Genomic DNA, 18812 nt, shown 5'->3' with positions numbered 1-18812 from the left:
TCACTCCTTCATTTTTGTGCGCGCCCTGAAACAGCGGAATCGAACCCGTATGTTACTGAGGGCGCGGGATCTATGCCAGTGCGACTAGGTGGCCACGCGCCTGCGCTTCTTTTTCTTTTTACGCACACCTTCATAAATATTGGCCGCACCTTCCGGTCGGGTCTTGAAGCGGCGGTGCACCCACATGTACTGTTCGGGGGCTTCCCGGATACGCGCCTCGATAAACTGATTGACCAGCACCGCATCCCGCTGCTCGTCTCCCGAGGGGACCTGATCAAGGGGCGGGTAAACTTTCAGGCGATACCCGCCACCATCGTCGAGGCGGATCACCATATAGGGTACCACCTCGGCCCGCCCAACCCGGGCAAACCGCGATGTACCGGTGACTGTAGCCGCGGGGACACCAAAAAACGGGGCGAAAACCCCCTGTTTGATCCCGTAGTCTTGATCCGGAGCATACCAGACCGCACGCCCCCGCTGCAGGGCGCGCAATACCCCGCGCACATCCTTGCGCTGATAGACACAGCCATCGGCGGTGTGGCGCTCTCGCCCTTTGCGCTGCATATAGTCATAAACGGGGTTTTTGTGCGGCCGGTACATCCCATCCAGCGTGATACTCATGCCCATCAAGGCCGCTCCCAGTTCCAGGGTGGTGAAATGCATGGCCATCAGCAGCACTCCCCTCCCCTCTGCCTGTAGAGCCTGCAGGGACTCCAGGCCCTCAATAGCAACGCGCCTGCGCAGCCATCGCGCCGAACGGAACCACGCCATACCGGTTTCCATCAGGGCAATACCGCTGGATTCAAAATTGCGGTGCAGAAGATGCATGCGCTGGGCCTGGCTGAGCTCAGGGAAACACAGTGCGAGATTGCGCTCAGCAATGGTGCGGCGGTTGGGTGCAAATCTCAGCATTGCCCGGCCGATGCCGCGGCCCATATGCAACTGCCAGCGATAGGGCAGCTGCGCCACCAGGAACCAAAGTACAAACAGCAGCCAAGTCAACCAGTAACGGGGACGCAGCAGGGCAGCTCGAAAACGCGGTTTTTCCATTGGATATCGCTAAAGGCCCGGCACCCAGGCGCCGGTTTGATTGGTTGGATTTGGCGTAGTATAACCTATGAAAAAGAGCCCGCTCCGGCACTGGGACGCTTCAGTGGCGCAACAGGGAATCCAATTCATCAACAGCGACACACCAGTCGGAATCGTCTCTGATGGCTTCCTCGAGAAATTCCCGCTGCCCTTGGGTCCAAAAGGGGGCCGCCGCCAATTTCTCGTGCCGGTGTAGGTAGTGAGCGATCAGAAACTCGTCAATCGCTGCATCATCTGAAGCCAACCCCAACTGCGCAAAAAGGTCATTGAGGGTGTGGTGTCCGGTAGTTTCCATAATACCTCCCATCGCATGCTACGTGACTGCCCCCAGCTTAAGGTGACAGTCCCCATTATAGATAGCCCCGCAATCGATTTACGGTGCCGGATTGGGCTTCAACGGGTGTATAAATCCATTGAGGTTAGCAGTTACTCGTTCAGTTGCACTCGACACGGGCGATAGTGTCACGCAACGGTTCTATGATGGGATACTCGAGGTATCCCCGCAGTCATGTTCATCTCCCTCTGAAACCCCTGCATGACTAGGCGTTGAATAGCGTTTTACTTTTTCACACTCTGCGCTTCGCCGGTCAAGGAGCTTTGGACTTCTAGTATATCGATCACATTTTAACCGGAGATGAAGCAGTATCTGCCAATGGGGTTCACAGCCAGTCAGGTCACGGATGACACTTTTTTCACCAGACCCAGGTTTTCCAGATCCCTTGCAGTTAGGTAATAGGCTAACAGAATGCTCAGAATCAATGCCTTGCAGAAGAGAATTGCATGTGTCAGCAACCGCGCGCACATTCCAGAAGCCGATTTCCTGGTCGGAGCAGCCACAGAAACGATTGCCATTGGCCAGGGCAACGGCCCTTCGCTACTGGAGACAGACGTCTCCCGGATGCTACGCCCGTTGCCACTAGTTGCCCAGGCTGGCATGCCCATAATGCTCAGAATGGGGCAGGCCCTTACCAACTGGTCACACTCCGTCAGTACCTGCAACACAGGTGTTTGTGCGTACATAATTTTCGGATCAGCGCAGCCTGCCAAGTAGTCACACGCCAAAGTGAAGTGAGGACAGGCAGGGTGGCTTTCCATTCATGCACAAGAGTACTTTCACGAACCGGCTTTAAACCCCGCTTCCTGTTGGAGCAAGACACAATCTGCACTGCTTGTTAACATTGCTTCCAAAGCCCGTAAACACAACCTGTTCTGTGAAGACCATCGCAATGTCATTGGCATTACGATTCAGGCTCAGCAGACAAGCTTTTGGTCCAAAATAAAAAAATTCGAATTCAATCGGTAGAGGATGCGCCCAAAAGGTCGATTGTCATGGGGAGAAACACCGGAATGATCTTCATAAATCCAAAACGGATCCACAAGTCCGTAACACCAAGCAATCAAAGGGCAGTGAAACAAAAATCTGCGCTTACACTTAAAGCACAATAAAACCAGTGCTGCGGTGGTTTGGCCAACCGCAAACGAACCGATCGAAATGTAGGGTACAGTGCCGGTCTGAAAGTACGAGAGCGTATCGAAAAGAGATTTGGTTGAAGCAACATCCTGGGCCTGACTCAGCAAATCAAAATACGAGGATTGGCACGGGGTAATACCGTACTCAACATAACATTCACCCCTTGGAGTTTGCATCGGGAAGTGAATCAGCAGGGTGAGTCTATCTGGAAGAATAAAACAAGGGGATATCGCGAATAATAAGGATTCGCCGGCAAAATCAAATAAAATCGACGTATCGGTTTTTATTATAAAGATGACATACCGGATACAATAAAGCCGGAGCCGCCCTTCGTTACACTGTTTTATCAACAGGAAACCCGACAACAATGGACGCAAAGCACAGGTGTATTATTATTGGTGGAAGTCATGCCGCAGCACAACTCGCCCCTATGTTGCGCCAAAGGGGGTGGGCTGGTTCCATATCAGTGATTTCCAATGAGTATTATCTGCCCTACCACCGACCACCACTCTCCAAAGAATACCTTGTCGGGAAAAAAAGCCTTGAACAGATTTATATCCGCTCACCTGAGGTCTATCGTAAAAGTAATATCAGTATCTCCTTGGGTGTGACAGCAACTTCCATTGATCGAGGCAACAAACAACTGATTCTCAATGATGGCACTAGTCTCAATTATGACAAACTGGTATTTACCACTGGTGCACGGGTGCGCAAACTCGATATCCCCGGCGTCAACTTAAAAGGGGTATTTTATTTACGCAATCTGAGTAACGCCCAGCAAATTAAGCCGTTTACTGGCAGTGATAAACGAGCTGTAATAATTGGCGGAGGTTACATTGGGCTGGAGACTGCGGCTGCATTGCGAAAGCGAGGCATGCAGGTAACCGTACTTGAAGCTCTTCCGAGTATTCTACAGCGGATCAGCGCCCCCCAGGTCGCGGACTTTTTTATTCGAACACACCGTGAAGAAGGTGTTCAGATTGTAGCCAATGAACAGGCCAAAGCCATAACCGGTAAAAAGTCAGTGGTATCGGTGAAAGGTCAAAGTGGCACTGAATATCCAGCGGATATAGTGATTATTGGCATTGGCATAATCCCCAACACCGAATTAGCAGCCGAGGCTGGTCTGCATATTGATAACGGTATAAAGGTTGATGAGTACGCACGCACTAACGACGCCAATATTTTAGCAGCAGGCGACTGCACCTCACACTACAACCTTATTTATCAACGACAATTACGTTTGGAATCCGTACAAAATGCTCAAGACCAGGCTTCGGTGGTTGCCAACACATTATGTGGCAAACTAAAACCCTACGCCGCCCTACCCTGGTTTTGGTCTGATCAATATAATCTGAAATTACAGATCGCCGGCCTTTCACATGGCTATACTGATGTGGTGATACGTGGAGATATAAAGGGCAGCCGGAGCTTTTCTGCATTTTATCTTCAGGAGGGTAAATTGCTGGCTGTGGACACGGTGAACAGCCCTCAGGAGTTTATGCTCGGCAAGCGACTTATTCTCCAAGGTAAACCCCTGGATGCGGAGCAATTAGCGAACAAGGATATTACGTTGAAGAATTTATTGGACAACTAGTAAGGCCTGACTTTAAAATATTACAAATCAATAAGTTGCACAAGCAGTATCCATTCATCTTAAAATATCTGGATATTCAAGCCCCTCGTGTACCATTTTGTCAAGGCAGGAATGAGCGCTAACTGCGGTTTGCATAAGCCACAGTGTATGTGGTTGCGTTAGCTGCCACCACACTAAGAGAATAATATGATAGGCTAAGCGGGTTACAATCACCGATATAAAACACACTTATTCACCCAGCAGTTATATAGTGATGCATGAAAGCAAGCGTAAAATAGAGCTTTGGCTTAATATACCATCACTACATAACTGCCGAATTAATAAGAGGCACTCTGAATGCATTTTTTTCTTCCCACTGTGCCTGAAAACCGTGATAATCGAATCTTTAGAAATACAGAGTTTTATCTTGTGGGGTTATTCTTCGGTAATGCAAGCGCAAAAGTGCTCTAATTCCTGCATTTTTTCAACCAGCAGGAACGCTGTCGTTAAGCAGTAATAAAAGGGTTAAAGCCTAAATATGATGATATCGAATCCAGCTCTCAACCCCTGACTGATGACCCGAGCAATACCCATTATAGAAGAACTGAGTTGAAATCAGAGTAGTAAATAAATATTGATCATTGACAAATAATACGGCGCAGGAAAATTCGCAGTTATCCGATAAATTCCCTGCAATCATTCGCAGTCAAACAACTGGTGGATTTATACGGATTGATTTGTAACTGGGTAATATGTCTCGTCGTCTGACTCCTGTACACTGACCGCTCTTGATACATTGGCGAGTAAGCATATCATTTTAAAATCGCTGTACAGCTCAGTCACAGACGATGCAAGTTGCAGTAAAGGACTGTATTGAGACAATAAACTACCAACAAAATACTCAGTAAGATTAAAAAACTGGATGGAAGAATTATGCGGCTGATTTGAAGAGTAGATTGCATTCTTTAGATTGATACTTTATTTCCAAAATGACGCTGTACACCATACTTGTCTGATACAAGGAAACTGGGAGATTATTCAAGGGACACTCCTTAGGAGATTTCACATGAAACTTGGGTTTACCGCAGAGGATGAAGTGTTTCGTCATGAAATAGCAGACTGGTTAGCGGATAATTTAAGTGGCGAATTCGAATCGATTCGGTTTCGCGGCGGACCCGGAGACGAGCACATGCTTTTCCTTGAGCGTGTGACCTGGGAGAAAAAGCTCGCAGAAGGCGGATGGACAGGGATTGGCTGGCCAAGAGAATTTGGTGGACGCGGCTGCTCACTCGAGCAACAGGTTATCTTTTACGAGGAATATGCACGTGCGGGTGGTCCCGGACGTGCCGGACATATTGGTGAAGGCCTAGTGGCTCCGACATTGATGGCATTTGGTTCCAAGCAGCAGCAGCAACGGTTTTTACCAAAAATTCTTGGCGGCGAAGAGTTTTGGTGCCAAGGATATTCCGAGCCAGGTGCAGGCTCCGACCTGTCCAATATCAGTACTCGGGCTGAGTTCGATCCCATCGCACAGGTGTGGCGTTTGAATGGTCAAAAAATCTGGACATCCCTCGCGCAGGTGTCTGACTGGTGCTTTGTTATTGCCCGTACAGAGCCGGGGAGTAAAGGTCATAACGGCTTGGGGTTTTTTCTGGTCGAGATGGATCAAGCGGGTATTGATGTCAGGCCAATCCAACAACTTACCGGCACTTCAGAGTTCAACGAGGTATTCTTTGAGAACGCACTGGTCGCCACTGACTGTATTGTGGGACAACCAGGCGATGGCTGGAGGGTCGCGATGGGATTACTGGGTTTTGAACGCGGTATCTCAACACTGGGCCAGCAAATGTTGTTCCAAAACGAGTTGCAGGCAATTGTTCGCCTTGCCAGACACAATGGCGCCAGTAAAGACCCAAGCATCCGACAGCGTATTGCCGATGCACATATGGGCTTGAAGATTATGCGCTATAACGCGATGCGTACTTTGTCTTCAGAACCGACTAGAGCAGGCCTGGATTGCGCATCGATGACTTATAAACTCTATTGGTCAACCTGGCATCGCAACTTGGGCAACTTGGCTGTGGATGTACTGGGGCCTGATGCCAATGTTGTTGAGCGCGGAAGCTATGGCCTAAGCCGCTTGCAAACGCTGTTCCTGTTTACCCGTTCGGACACGATTTATGGCGGAACCAATCAGATTCAACGTAATATCATTGCTGAACGCGCACTGGGTTTACCCAAAGAACCAAGACCGGCGGTCTAAATCGAAGAGGAAGCCATGTCAGTAAAAGATTCACCTGCTTATGTACAGGGCCATCACTTACTGACAGGTAAGTCAGTGTTGATAACCGCCGCTGCTGGTGCGGGTATTGGATTTGCAGCAGCCACACGGGCTGTTGAAGAAAATTGCAGAGGTTTAACAATCAGTGATGTGCACGAGGGTCGCTTATACAAAGCAGTGGAACAATTGAGCAATAGCCACCCGGATACGCCGGTATTCGGGCAACTTTGTGATGTCACCAGTGAAGACGATGTACAGTTGTTAATCAAAATTGCTGAAGAGCAACATAGTGGCGTTGATGTATTAATCAATAATGCCGGTTTGGGCGGCACATGTAAACTGGTTGCAATGCCCGATAAACAGTGGTCCAGAGTATTGGATATCACTCTGACCGGCACCATGCGTATGATGCGTGCAATATTACCACTGATGCAGGCACGCAAGCGCGGTGTGATTATCAATAATGCATCCGTACTGGGTTGGCGCGCACAGCGGGAACAAACCCACTATGCCGCCGCCAAGGCCGGAGTGATGGCTCTAACCCGCTGTGCGGCGATGGAAGCAGCCGACTACCAGGTGCGTATCAATGCGGTTTCACCGAGCATTGCTTTGCATGAATTTTTGAAGAAAACCACACCAGTGGAATTACTTGAAGAGCTTGTACGTAAGGAAGCCTTTGGCCGTGCAGCTGAAGTATGGGAGGTTGCCAATGTAATGATGTTTTTGGCTTCTGATTACAGCTCTTATATGACTGGCGAAATTGTGTCGGTTTCAAGTCAGAGAGCTTAGATCAATTCAAAAAAAAGGGGGGCAACATGATACGCGTGGAACAGCCTCGAGACTTATTGCAGCAGGTCGGACGATCTCTTGGTGCTACCGAGTGGATGGCTATCAGCCAGGAAAGAATCAATCAATTTGCTCAGGCAAGCGAAGACCACCAATGGATTCATGTTGACCCGGAACGTGCGGCCAAAGGTCCATTTGGCGACTGCATAGCACATGGCTATCTTATTCTGTCCCTGGCCAATAAATTCTTGCCTGAGCTGTTACTGGTTAAAACTTACAGCTTGGGACTGAATTATGGCTGCGACAAAATTCGATTCCCTAATTCCGTAAAAGTCGCGCAACGAATTCGCGGTGTTGGTGAATTAATTTCGGGGGAAGCAAAGCCGGGTAGTGTGCAAGTAGTTGTGCGAATCGTTGTTGAAATCGAAGACGAAGAACGTCCAGCCTGTGTAGTTGACACCATCTCACGCTTTTACGACTAGCAGGTTATAAACGAAGTATGGAAAAGGATTTTGGAAAAGTATGAGTGATGCACTGATAGTTTCAACAGCTCGAACGCCTATTGGTAAAGCCTATCGCGGCGCCTACAACAATACTGAAGCACCAGTACTTGGCGGCGTAGTTATTCACGAAGCGGTTAAACGAGCAGGAATAGACCCGGCACATATTGATGATGTGATTATGGGGGCGGCTACACCTCAGGGAACGCAGAGTTATAACATTGGTCGGCTCAGTGCGATAGCGGCTGGTTTGCCGGATTCGGTAAGCGGAATGCAAATTGATCGGATGTGTTCTTCTGGTATGATCGCTATTGGCCTGGCGGCAAAAAGCATTTTAGTAGGAGAGATGAGCGTCACAGTTGCAGGTGGTTTGGAATCCGTTTCTCTGATCCAGAATAAATATAAAAACAGCCACAGGACAATGTCAAAAGCGGTGCTTGAAAAATCGACTCATATGTATATGCCGATGATAGAAACCGCGGAACTGGTTGCCGAGCGCTATGGCATTAGTCGCAACACACAGGATAGCTATGCATTGCAAAGTCAGCAGCGCACGGCAGCAGCTCAAGAGAAAGGGCTGTTTGATAATGAATTGATCTCTTTCACCACAAGTAAAAAAATCATCAACAATGAAACGCGTGAAGAGACCTTCGAGCAGATCGAGTTGAGTCACGATGAAGGCAATCGCCCAAAAACAACATTGGAATCGCTGAGCACACTTGAGCCGGTGTACACGGGTGGATCACTTATCGAACAGGGTAAGTGTATTACTGCCGGCAATGCCTCACAGCTATCAGATGGAGCTTCAGCCTGCGTTGTTGCCAGTGAGCAATACGTACTGCAGCATAATTTACCGGTGTTAGGTATTTATCGGGGGATTGCAGTATCAGGCTGCGCACCAGAAGAAATGGGAATCGGTCCCGTATATGCCGTTCCAAGGCTGTTAAAGCAACAGGGTTTGGCGATGAATGATATTGATCTCTGGGAGATCAACGAAGCCTTTGCCTGTCAGGTCTTATATTGCCGCGATCATCTCGGTATCGACAACGAAAAACTGAATGTCAATGGCGGTGCTATTTCCATAGGACACCCGTTTGGCATGTCCGGCTCAAGAATGGTGGGACATGCGCTGATCGAAGGAAAACGTCGGGGCGCCAAATATATAGTATGCACCATGTGTGTTGGTGGCGGCATGGGCGCAGCAGGATTATTTGAAGTGGCCCACTAAATATAACCTTACAGATAAACAGGAACGACTTGATGAAAACGATTTCTGTAAGCTGTGTTGCCAATGTGAGCACTGAGAAAGCCTGGGAGAAAATGCGTGATCTGAGTAAACCACATTTTTATGTACCCGGTGTTACGGGTGCTGTGATTATCAGTACTCAAAAGGAGGGCATTGGTACCAGTCGTCGTATATTCAGTAGTCGAGCGCCTTTGATAGAAACAGTGACAGCCTGGAATGAGGGTCGGGGTTTTACACTGAAATTACACAGTGACGACGGTGATGGTATACCACCTCTATTTAAAAAAGCCAGTTTTCAATATGCATTGGAGCCCCTCTCAAAATATCAAACCAGGCTCACAAATTGTATGAACTTTGAAATGAAATGGGGTAAGCTTGGTCATCTTTTGTCCGGCTTCATCATGAGATCAATGCGACAAATGCAGGAGAATATCATTACTGCCCAAAAAGAATATTACGAAACAGGAAAATCACAAAAAAAGTCTTAATATAGTAATTTATTACTTGAGACCGTGTTATTTATTCTTTTTAAAAGTAAAAAATAAGGAACCAAGCATAACGATTTTGAAGTTTTGATGCTATCGTGAGAATCAAATAGAAATCAATGAATTACTGATCCAAGGAGAATCAACGTGATCCCATATACAATCAATAGATTTTTTACCAACAAAGTCATGTTGATCCTCATTGGTTTGTCTGTCAGGTTTGGCATTTCGGTTCGGCTCACTGCATTTCCCCTCAAACCAGCAGATAACAGAGCATGTTGATCTGATCCATATGCACGATCCAGAAGTTAACATAACTGACCAATATTCGTTTGAATATCTGCTTGCTGATAGCGTTTCAACTGATTGATACCGCGACCTATTAAAAGCCCTGCTTAAGGTCACTGATTTCCAGGTGGAGTTTACAACTATTTCCACCTGTGAGTATAGGGGTCTATAAATAGCACCAATGAAAACAGACACTAAAAAATAGTGGATATCAATTGATATGTTAACATTGTATTTTGAATGAGACAATTTCACAGAGTATTTTCATAATAATCCGCTGGCATATTCTATTACCTAAGGAAGTGAATTCAATAACTTTATGGCTCTGCCGCTATTAACCATATCGGCGATGTCCATGCCAGCTCACGTATTTTTTTCAAACTATTGTTTATACAGCCTTCAGGTCGGTCAACTACAGGCAAGGCCTCGCATTGAGCTGAACTCCATCTGTTTGATTCTGTCTCAGCTACACGCAAGTAGTAATAGGTATTTAAGGAAGGATCGTACTCTGGATCAGCATAAACAGCACACAACATATCATCGCCTGTCAAATTGGCTGGTTCCATCTTGGCAATATCCGTAACTTTTATGTGCTTGTGGCCGCTGTGATCCAGCCAGCCTTTGACAATCTGTAGTTTTTCCAACCCCTTAGCAGAGGGATGTGGATCCCGCGTTGCTTGGGCCAATAGCTGAAAATTCTCTGTTTGGGAAGACAGTTTTGAGCCCATAGGTGTGCCATTTTGATAAGCTAGATAGAGCCAGTTTTTTCGCTTGCAAAGATCTGCGGGGTAGTGACCGACAAAAAAGCGCGGGGTAATACGTGTGCCCGATGTACCAAAAGCTTCGCGACGCTTCATAGATTGAAATAACGCATCGCGGGAATTTTCAACGGCCCAAACGCCAGCAAGGCCTCCTGGATTTGCCATGAGTTTATTATTACGACCCAATTCAGCTTCCCCCAAACGGCCCTCCAGTGTGGTTTCATCGGCAATATGTCCTGACCAGCTTGCTTCATCGGTTTGGCCTGGGGTACCGAGATGAGTGTCGCTACTACCGATGATACCGAATTCAAAGGGATTTACATGGTGATGGTCTTCCTCGGAAAGCCCCTCTAACAACGCACCACGTAAAAAATCATTGGAAGAAATACAGTAGCCTTTATAGAAATTGTCCTTCGGATCCATATCATTCGCTTCACACTCTTTGGTGATAACATCATACATACGTGGAATGTATGTTGAAAGGTCTATCGCCTTATCGGGTTTACCAATTTTCCGAATTGCTTCATAATTACAATATTCGTCTTCATCACTCAAAATATCAGCAAATCCGTTCTGACATTCTGAAGTCCCTTTATGTTGGGTAATTTCAGCCAATCGATCAAAGGCATTTCTTTGCTTTCGGTGGGCCTGTTGTGCTTCCTTTGAATACCCCCGCAAAGCTTCCGGATTAAAAGCATTGCCCCCGGAAAGATTGGAATTGTGGGGTATTGAAATGACATCACAAGCTTCAATGTCTTTCCGACAGGAAGTTTCGAGCTTGCCGAGAAGGCTCTGCAAGCTTGGGTAGTCAATGAAAGTGGCAGGTAAATCCGGCACGGATGCATTCTTAAATATGGTATTTCTATGTAGATGATTATTGTTGGTGGAGCGAGTATACTCATAGCCAACAAAGGTACTAAAGCTGCAGGTTTCAGTTTTATCGTATGCCGCTTCAGCGGATTCAATCATTTCACGCCAAACAATTCTGGACGCCTTTTCACAGTCTTCATTATTTTTACCGCACACCGACCTGTTTCTTTTTGGGCGCATGCGGGCTGTTTCTGTCATGAATACACGTACACCTGGCTGTCCCCCTTGCCGAAAGGTTTCGCAGGCCTTGGATGAGTAACCGGGAAACTTACCTTCGTTACGGCAAATATAGCCTTCACCCATAGCTTCAGAATGGTCTGTTACCGCAACAAAATCAAGGGGCCGTTCCAATTGAACGGACAGGGGGGGAATCCCCTCTGGTACAGGTAATGCAATAGGCGCGCCCTTGGCATATCTGTAGGCATCATCAGGGAAGGTACGTGTCCCATCTGGATAGGCATCTGCAGAAATAGCGGTATGCACATGCAGGTCGCCAAAAAAAGCCTTTTTCAGTGGATACCGAACACGACAGGGTCTGCGTGTTTCTGAATATTTCAGATCGGGCTGGTAACCGAATGCATAATATTCAGCTTGAGATTTAGTTAATACAGGAGATACAATGACCTCACTGTGATCAATGTGATAACGCGTTGTTCGCGATAGTAAAAAATACACTGCAACGAGAAATATAAAACAATATACTGCATATTTAAACCATCGCTTATTCATACTTTATTCTCATTTTTGATATTTGTATAGTGCATACTTAGCATTTATATTTTCAATAATGCTCCTTCTTATTCTCCTTTAAGGCTATACAGAAAAATCATTACGACAGGGAAAAGTTGCGGGCTGATGCCCTGTATTTTCACACTAATTGTATTTGGCTATTTTTCAGTACCGATATTATTTATCCTCATTTCGCAAGGTACGCCCAAAGGCGACATAATAGTTGTAATATTTACTTAGCGAGTATGCAAACCCAGCAGGCCTACTAACTTTTTATGGAATCGCATGTGTGGCAGCAAGAATCTATTATTTTTTTTAACAAAAACAATATGATGCATTTTAAATCCGGCATGATGTTTACTAACGAAAAATAAAGTTCAGTGATTAACTGATTGCTGTGACAATATTTTTCAGAAGCCAAACTTAAATATAGCTAAAAATCCCTATTTTCATTGACATACATCCTCGATGTAAGGATATCCTTAGACTGCGGAGCTACTGAGAATCTACTGCTACAAAACCCTGCATAATCTTCTACCCAGACCATGGATTTTTGGTAACATAGTGTTCTGTCAAGCAGGGTCAGCTTATATCATCACATTGTTAGTGTCTTCTACATACGAATATCTCACAGGAATTTCAGGGTATCACCACATCTGAACAGGCATTGCCGTTAACGACGCCATAGGATATCGGGCATAAGCACCGTTCTTGCTCTGAAAGATAGTTGTATACTAACCCGGTCTGTATTAGTTCATACTAACTCGTAACAGGTAGCAGCTCGAAGTAACAAAGCGATATTTATTTGACTCTTGCGGCTGCCGCTTTTCCAGCCATTCGACCAGAAAAGGTGGCATCCCCTACTGAAATGCCTGAGTTGTAGCCTGCGCCTCGGCGCGGTACACCGCAGGCAGTGCGCCCGGCCGCATACAAACCAGTAATAATACTGCCTTCTGGGTTTAAGACTTCACCGGAAGGTCTGGTGTCCAGCCCCCCCAGAGTAAAATAGGGGTAAAAAGCGCCTCTTCCAGGCGTAACATCCAAAGCAACATAGGGTGCGTTTAGCGGTTTAAGCCACTCGGAGCATTTATGAAACACTGGATCTTCACCATTTTTTGCGTGATTATTATAAGTTTGCAGCGTTTGTACAAGTTGGTCTTTTGGAAGATCCAGCTCTTGCTCAAGCTCTGCAATGGTTTCACCGGTACCTGCAACGGAAGCACCGAGATAGGAAACCTGCTCGTAATCGCCGTAATCCTCGGCACTTAAAACCAGATACACGCGATTACCGGTTTGTTGTAAAATATAAGCACCCACGCGGCCATGATAGCAATCTTCATTGATAAAGCGTTGTCCCTGTGCGTTTATAAACAAACCGTAGGTGAAACTGGCCGGTGGATAGTAGGGAACACTGACAAAACCTTCATGCATATTGATAGCGGCACCACCGACGCCCATACCCATTAGAATACCCGTGCCCATATCGCCAGGATTGCCAATGGGTTCGCTACAGCGCAGCAGGTTGGGCGCATATTTTTTTAGCATGGCACGATTCATTGCAAATCCGCCAGTGCAAAGTATAACGCCACGATCAACCAATACATTTTTCTCTTGCATGTCTTCACGAATACGAATACCACGAATCACCCCGGTATCGTCCTGAATCAACGCCAGGGCACGGCAATTGAAATGAACTTGTATCTCTCGCCGTTCTACCGCGGCGCCCAGAATTTTCATAAACAGCGGACCACCATTGTCACCCTCAACCTCAAGGTTATGTCCACGCGGACAAGGTGTAGCGATTTCTTTGAAAGGCCAGGCTTTTTCGCTACCGGTATAAAGTAAACAATCGTCGGTTAGTGCCATGATGGCACGTTCCTTATATTCTGAATCTTTGAATGGCACACCCTGTTCAACCAGCCAGTTAAAGTGGTCTCTGCTGCCCTCAACATAGGCTTTGATTTTATCTGCATCGGCCTGTGGTCCCGCGCATGCACTGAGATAATCGATCATGGCCTGATTGGTATCGTTGTGGCCAGTGGCAGCCTGTACCCGAGTACCGCCATCTCCGCCCATATAAATTTCTGCTGAAGACAGGGCAGTGGAACCACCAGCACCTGAGGATAATTCAAAGATCGTTACCAATGCTCCCGCATCTGCAGCTTCGATAGCCGCACATGCGCCAGCCCCACCGTAACCTATTACCGAAACATCCGTTTTGTAGTGCCACTTCTTTGTTTCACTGAATCTTATGCTTTTGGTTGGTGTTGTTTTACATTCATTCATGACAGTCACTCCGGCTTTATTCTGTATAGCCAGTTATTTTTTTCGCGGCCTGATAACCCATTGTCATTGCTGGCCCTAATGTAGATCCCGGTCCGGGATAGGTCGGCAGTATTGCTGCTGCGCAGTTGCCAATAGCATATAAACCGTCAATAGTCGAGCCATCTTCCCTTAGTACCTGCGCGTCTGCATTGGTACTCAAACCACCGGCGGTACCAAAATCACCTGCTTCAATACGCATAGCATAAAATGGTGCTTCATCAATAGATGCCAGACATGGGTTTGGCTTTATTTTCGGGTCAGCATAATAGCGGTCGTAATCAGCTTCACCCCGGTGGAAGTCTTCATCAATACCCGTAACTGCATAGCGATTCATTTTTTCAATAGTTGTCGAAAGTCCTTTAGGGTCAATGTCCATCTGTACTGCCAGCTCAGCAATAGTGCTGGCCTTGCCAACAAACCCCATGTCATACCATTTTCTGGGAATACTCCAATCCGGCTTGCTAGATTTTGTCATCAATGGCCCTGCCATATAGTTTCTGCGAAAACGTGTATCAAAGATATGAAAGGCCGGTGCGCAGGGGGTATCATCAGAATGCGCTTTAAATTGCGCTTTTTGAAAGGCCATGTAGTTTTGAGATTCATTGGCAAAGCGGTGTCCGGCTTTGTTTACCACGCAGGAGCCGGGAAATGATTTTTCCATAATGCTCAGTCGAGGTGCGGGCTCATCCGGCACACAGAGTGTGGTGCACCACCATGCATTACCCATTAAACGGGTAACAGCGCCCAGGTTAATGCCCGCAGTAATGGCATCCCCGGTGCTGCCTGTAGTGCCAGCACTCCATTCAGTGTTAGTCGGTTTTGGCAGGTACTGATCGCGCATCTTCTGGTTTTTTTCAAAACCCCCGGCTGCCAGTACCACGGCTTTACGCGTCTGAATTCTGGTCAACCTCCCATCGCGATTGACTTCAATACCGACTATACGTCCACCTTGCTCAACCAGGCGTGACATTGGGGAACTGAACCAGATTGGTATACCAACTTGTTTGATTGATAAGTACAAGCGAGCAATGCCCGCACTACCACAACAAAGCCGGCGCGATATTCTGCTTTTCAAGCGCCAGGGAATGTCTGAGATATAGTCCCAGATCATGCGTCGCAGCACTTTATGGTATCCTGGCAATTTGAGCATCAGTAAATGTGCCTCAGCCTGAGTGAAATGAATAACACCAAACAGGCGCATCATATGGTGTGTATACGTCAGCTTGCGATAGTCCTCCCCCAATTCAGAGGCATTAATCGGGGCCGGTTCCAGTGATCGGTGCCCCTGTTTTGCACCTGGTAAAGTTGAATAATAATCAGGGTATTGTGCAAGTGACTCATAGCGAACCAGTGTTTTATCGTGCAGAAATTTGAGCATTCTGGGGCCGTTTTCCAGATAAGAACGCACCAGTTTCGACGGCACATCTTCACCAGCCAGGGTTTGGTCGAGATACTCCTGTGCCTCCGAAAGCGTGTCTTCAGCACCAGCTTGTTTGGCATAATGGCTACAGGGAATCCAGATGCCGCCCCCTGAGGTGGCACTTGTGCCACCAATTTTCATGCTCTTTTCAATAATCAGAACATCGCCAGCACCCATAAGCTTATTGCATAAAGCGGAAGTTAAACCACCGTTACCAGTCCCCACAACTAAAACATCGACCGATTCATCCCACTGATTATTTTGTTGTTCTGTCATGGAACTCTACCTGCCTGGTGTTATAAGGAATATTTGGTTTAGTGCTCTTCAAGTAATCGCTTGACCTTTCGACGAAGTATTTTCCCCATCTCGTTATAGGGCAGGTGCTCTACACGAATAATTTTGCTCGGCACTCTGGATGAGCGCAATCTTGTCGTTATCATCACCGCAATTTCATCGTCACTAATCGAATGGTCCTCAGTGAGCACAATGGCGGCAGCAATGGCTTCGCCCCAGTGTTCGTCGGCAATGCCGACGACTGCTACATCCGCAACAGCCGGACTTTCTCTAATAACAAACTCGATGTCACCCGGCGAGATATTCTCACCGCCCCTGACAATTATGTCGTCAGCTCGACCCATTAGATAGAGGAAACCGCTATCATCGATATAACCGTGATCACGAGTGGGAAACCAACCATCAGATTGCAGTGATTCTTTTTCACGATATTTACCGGAAATCTGATCACCGCGTAAAAATACTTCACCGGTTTGTCCTGCGGCCAATGGCTGATTTTTATCATCGCGAATTTGTAGTTCGATGCCCGGTACCGGTTTGCCGACGGATTGTAATCGATTGCGTAGTGCTGGCATTATACTTTTAAACGCCTCGCGATGTTGTTCAGGGTCCAACACACATACTGTAGAACTGGATTCGGTAAGCCCGTAGGCATTGGCAAAATCCACTCCAGGAAAATGCTGTAGGGCCTCCTCGATAGTGCTAAGAGGCATTTTTCCCCCGCCATAAGCAATGGCTTGCAGACTGTCTAGGGTTTGTCCTTGTTGTTTATGCTCCGCCATAATTTTCGACAACATGGTAGGTACCACAAAAGCTTGGGTCACTTTTTCCCGTTCACACAAGAAGAGCCATTCACTGGCATCAAAATTTTTCATATGAACGATGCGTCTGCCGGAATAGAAACTACTCAGCATTGCTGAAATACCTGCAATATGATAAGGCGGCACGCTAACCAGCGTTGCTTCTGCTTCAGCTGCTGCTGCAAATGCAACAGTATTTAAAATATACGACATCAAATGTTTATGCTGAAGCAAGGCAGCTTTAGGGGTACCTGTCGTTCCGCTGGTAAATAATTGGATAGCGATAGACTCTTCTGCATCAGTTACAGGGTCAAGTTCTTCGTCCGGTTCACCTGCTGCCAGCATGGTTTGACAAAACGTCTCCGTTAATTGATATGTACAGTCAGGCAAAGCGATTTCTGGCATCTGATTGCTGATCACATAGGCCTTGTTTAATCGAGACAGCAACGATTCCAGTTCGGATTTACTCAAGCGATAGTTCAGAGGCACGTAGGGAATACCGGCAATGGCAGCAGCAAAAATTGAAATTGGTACCGCTGGACTGTTGGCGTCCAAATAGGCAATAAAATTGAATCCTGAACATTGGAATAACTGGGCTGCCCGCTGTGCGGCAGCGTAAATCTGTTTGTAAGTGTAATGCCCACCCCTGTATGTTAATGCAGTGCGGTTTGGAAATGTTTGGGCAGGCATCTGCAATAATATGGATATATTCATGAAGAGACCTTCAGTTACGGGAAAGGGTGCGGGCTAACGTGTTGACCAGGTCAGGGTCAAGCCTAGACAACCGTATGAATGTTTTTTAAGTCAGCCAGCATTTTGAAATATCTACCATTATTCAAAAATTACTCAGCTTGTGATTTATAAAGCGCTATAAAAATTGCCCCGTCTCCGGAACTCCTGGCCCAATGCTACAGGAAAATGTGTATACCCTGTGACCAGTCAGTGACGAAACCGTGTTATACCTCCGGTGCAAGCTCAAGTTGCAGGCCGCAATGTTCTTCACATAGTGTAATCTGGCAGGCAAGACGAGAGCCTGGCCGCACTTCTACCATATCGGCTAGTGCCTCCAGCATGTAGGATTCGTCCTCAGTTTGCTCACCAAGAATTTGTGTCCAGGTCGCATTCAGATAAATGTGACAGGTACCGCACGATGCTGATCCGCCGCAGGTTCCGGCCACATCAAAGTCTTCGCTCAATACCTGCATTAGATTGCTACCTGATTCGACCTCGATTGACTGTGATTCCCCTTCACGAGTTTTAACCTGAATTTCCATTGGCTATGTCCAAGTTGCTTTATGCATTGACTTTGTCAATATTCAAATTGTTGTTTGTTATTTGAGATTGTATTTCGGAAATGTATTCGTTATTATCAAAACATGCAAACCCCAAAGAGTCAAACTTCCGATTCGGTTAATCAGAAAAGAGGCATTATCCGCCAGAGGCCTGCGGCACTGGTGTTGGACCAGCTATAAGTCAAGAGTGAGTTACCCAAACGCACTGGGTGTAACTGGAAAGATCACCGACGGGAATTTTACCAGTCTTTACATCAGGCCGTGCTCTGGCGGTGCAAGCCAATCAGCCAGTGGAAGAACGTGGCCCTGGTGCTGAGGTCAGATACAGGCCCAAACCTGTTTTTTATCGACGAAACTCTCGACACAGGTAGACTTCGGAGGTGTCTGAACAGATTTAGGTGGCCGTGGCCAAGCGTCTAATCGCACGGCGATGAAAAAGGTGGTATTAAAGCCAAAACCACAAACACACAACAGGGTATCTGACAGGCACCTCTCTTAAATTAATACAATAAAGCAACGACTATCTGGTTGATACTGCGATGAACACAATCCTATTTTTCCATAACAGTTGCACCTAACCGTTCAAAGTTAAATTCCTG

General features: G+C 46.8%; 13 protein-coding genes. 6 read left to right on the top strand and 7 right to left on the bottom strand.

Annotation, left to right across the window (positions count from 1 at the left end; translation table 11 throughout):
• Positions 1–84: 84 nt before the first annotated feature.
• Both lpxL and Q5Y71_RS07390 read right to left on the bottom strand, forming a co-directional pair.
• Entirely contained in the window at positions 85–1050 is a 966-nt protein-coding gene (gene lpxL, locus Q5Y71_RS07395) for an LpxL/LpxP family Kdo(2)-lipid IV(A) lauroyl/palmitoleoyl acyltransferase (protein ID WP_306041251.1), read from the bottom strand.
• Positions 1051–1150: 100 nt separating this feature from the next.
• Positions 1151–1384, bottom strand: coding sequence for a DUF2789 family protein (locus tag Q5Y71_RS07390; RefSeq protein ID WP_301414800.1), 234 nt, complete (start codon positions 1382–1384; stop codon positions 1151–1153).
• Between the two features lie 1543 nt (positions 1385–2927).
• On the opposite strand from Q5Y71_RS07390, the gene Q5Y71_RS07385 reads away from it, so the two are divergent.
• From Q5Y71_RS07385 to Q5Y71_RS07360, 6 genes are all read left to right on the top strand, one after another.
• The gene (locus Q5Y71_RS07385) at positions 2928–4157 is read left to right on the top strand and encodes an NAD(P)/FAD-dependent oxidoreductase (RefSeq protein WP_306041248.1); all 1230 of its coding nucleotides are present in this window, start codon (positions 2928–2930) and stop codon (positions 4155–4157) included.
• 1045 nt (positions 4158–5202) lie between these two features.
• Complete coding sequence (locus tag Q5Y71_RS07380) at positions 5203–6399, top strand: acyl-CoA dehydrogenase family protein (protein WP_306041247.1); 1197 nt, start codon at positions 5203–5205, stop codon at positions 6397–6399.
• Positions 6400–6414: 15 nt separating this feature from the next.
• On the top strand, positions 6415–7206 hold the full coding sequence (locus Q5Y71_RS07375) for an SDR family oxidoreductase (protein WP_306041245.1): 792 nt from the start codon (positions 6415–6417) through the stop codon (positions 7204–7206).
• A 26-nt stretch (positions 7207–7232) separates the two neighbouring features.
• Entirely contained in the window at positions 7233–7685 is a 453-nt protein-coding gene (locus tag Q5Y71_RS07370; RefSeq protein WP_306041243.1) for a MaoC family dehydratase, read from the top strand.
• Between the two features lie 40 nt (positions 7686–7725).
• Positions 7726–8931: an acetyl-CoA C-acyltransferase gene (locus tag Q5Y71_RS07365; RefSeq protein ID WP_306041241.1), complete on the top strand. Its 1206-nt coding sequence runs from the start codon at positions 7726–7728 to the stop codon at positions 8929–8931.
• A 32-nt stretch (positions 8932–8963) separates the two neighbouring features.
• Positions 8964–9437 carry an SRPBCC family protein gene (locus tag Q5Y71_RS07360; RefSeq protein WP_306041239.1) on the top strand — a complete coding sequence of 158 codons (474 nt, stop codon included), beginning with the start codon at positions 8964–8966 and terminating at the stop codon, positions 9435–9437.
• 602 nt (positions 9438–10039) lie between these two features.
• Here the strand turns inward: Q5Y71_RS07360 and Q5Y71_RS07355 are convergent.
• The 5 genes from Q5Y71_RS07355 to Q5Y71_RS07335 form a co-directional block, all read right to left on the bottom strand.
• Positions 10040–12082: a DUF3604 domain-containing protein gene (locus Q5Y71_RS07355; RefSeq protein WP_306041237.1), complete on the bottom strand. Its 2043-nt coding sequence runs from the start codon at positions 12080–12082 to the stop codon at positions 10040–10042.
• An 801-nt stretch (positions 12083–12883) separates the two neighbouring features.
• A complete protein-coding gene (locus Q5Y71_RS07350) occupies positions 12884–14368 on the bottom strand; it encodes an FAD-dependent oxidoreductase (RefSeq protein ID WP_306041235.1) in 1485 nt (494 codons plus the stop codon).
• Positions 14369–14384: 16 nt separating this feature from the next.
• A complete protein-coding gene (locus Q5Y71_RS07345; protein WP_306041233.1) occupies positions 14385–16103 on the bottom strand; it encodes an FAD-binding protein in 1719 nt (572 codons plus the stop codon).
• A 38-nt stretch (positions 16104–16141) separates the two neighbouring features.
• The gene (locus Q5Y71_RS07340; RefSeq protein WP_306041231.1) at positions 16142–17635 is read right to left on the bottom strand and encodes a class I adenylate-forming enzyme family protein; all 1494 of its coding nucleotides are present in this window, start codon (positions 17633–17635) and stop codon (positions 16142–16144) included.
• Between the two features lie 242 nt (positions 17636–17877).
• On the bottom strand, positions 17878–18195 hold the full coding sequence (locus tag Q5Y71_RS07335) for a 2Fe-2S iron-sulfur cluster-binding protein (protein ID WP_306041229.1): 318 nt from the start codon (positions 18193–18195) through the stop codon (positions 17878–17880).
• Positions 18196–18812 lie beyond the last annotated feature (617 nt).

Source organism: Microbulbifer sp. 2205BS26-8 (assembly GCF_030731025.1).
Lineage (GTDB): Bacteria > Pseudomonadota > Gammaproteobacteria > Pseudomonadales > Cellvibrionaceae > Microbulbifer > Microbulbifer spongiae.
The sequence above is the reverse complement of the archived record's forward strand: the minus strand, read 5'-3'. Positions and strand labels throughout refer to the sequence as shown.

Excerpts from the sequence above, each read along its gene's own strand:
- Q5Y71_RS07375 (WP_306041245.1), top strand. The coding sequence starts at position 6,415 with ATGTCAGTAAAAGATTCACCTGCTTATGTACAGGGCCATCACTTACTG.
- Q5Y71_RS07360 (WP_306041239.1), top strand. The coding sequence starts at position 8,964 with ATGAAAACGATTTCTGTAAGCTGTGTTGCCAATGTGAGCACTGAGAAA.
- lpxL (WP_306041251.1), bottom strand. The coding sequence starts at position 1,050 with ATGGAAAAACCGCGTTTTCGAGCTGCCCTGCTGCGTCCCCGTTACTGG.
- Q5Y71_RS07365 (WP_306041241.1), top strand. The coding sequence starts at position 7,726 with ATGAGTGATGCACTGATAGTTTCAACAGCTCGAACGCCTATTGGTAAA.
- Q5Y71_RS07350 (WP_306041235.1), bottom strand. The coding sequence starts at position 14,368 with ATGAATGAATGTAAAACAACACCAACCAAAAGCATAAGATTCAGTGAA.
- Q5Y71_RS07380 (WP_306041247.1), top strand. The coding sequence starts at position 5,203 with ATGAAACTTGGGTTTACCGCAGAGGATGAAGTGTTTCGTCATGAAATA.
- Q5Y71_RS07355 (WP_306041237.1), bottom strand. The coding sequence starts at position 12,082 with ATGAATAAGCGATGGTTTAAATATGCAGTATATTGTTTTATATTTCTC.
- Q5Y71_RS07370 (WP_306041243.1), top strand. The coding sequence starts at position 7,233 with ATGATACGCGTGGAACAGCCTCGAGACTTATTGCAGCAGGTCGGACGA.
- Q5Y71_RS07335 (WP_306041229.1), bottom strand. The coding sequence starts at position 18,195 with ATGGAAATTCAGGTTAAAACTCGTGAAGGGGAATCACAGTCAATCGAG.
- Q5Y71_RS07345 (WP_306041233.1), bottom strand. The coding sequence starts at position 16,103 with ATGACAGAACAACAAAATAATCAGTGGGATGAATCGGTCGATGTTTTA.
- Q5Y71_RS07390 (WP_301414800.1), bottom strand. The coding sequence starts at position 1,384 with ATGGAAACTACCGGACACCACACCCTCAATGACCTTTTTGCGCAGTTG.
- Q5Y71_RS07340 (WP_306041231.1), bottom strand. The coding sequence starts at position 17,635 with ATGAATATATCCATATTATTGCAGATGCCTGCCCAAACATTTCCAAAC.
- Q5Y71_RS07385 (WP_306041248.1), top strand. The coding sequence starts at position 2,928 with ATGGACGCAAAGCACAGGTGTATTATTATTGGTGGAAGTCATGCCGCA.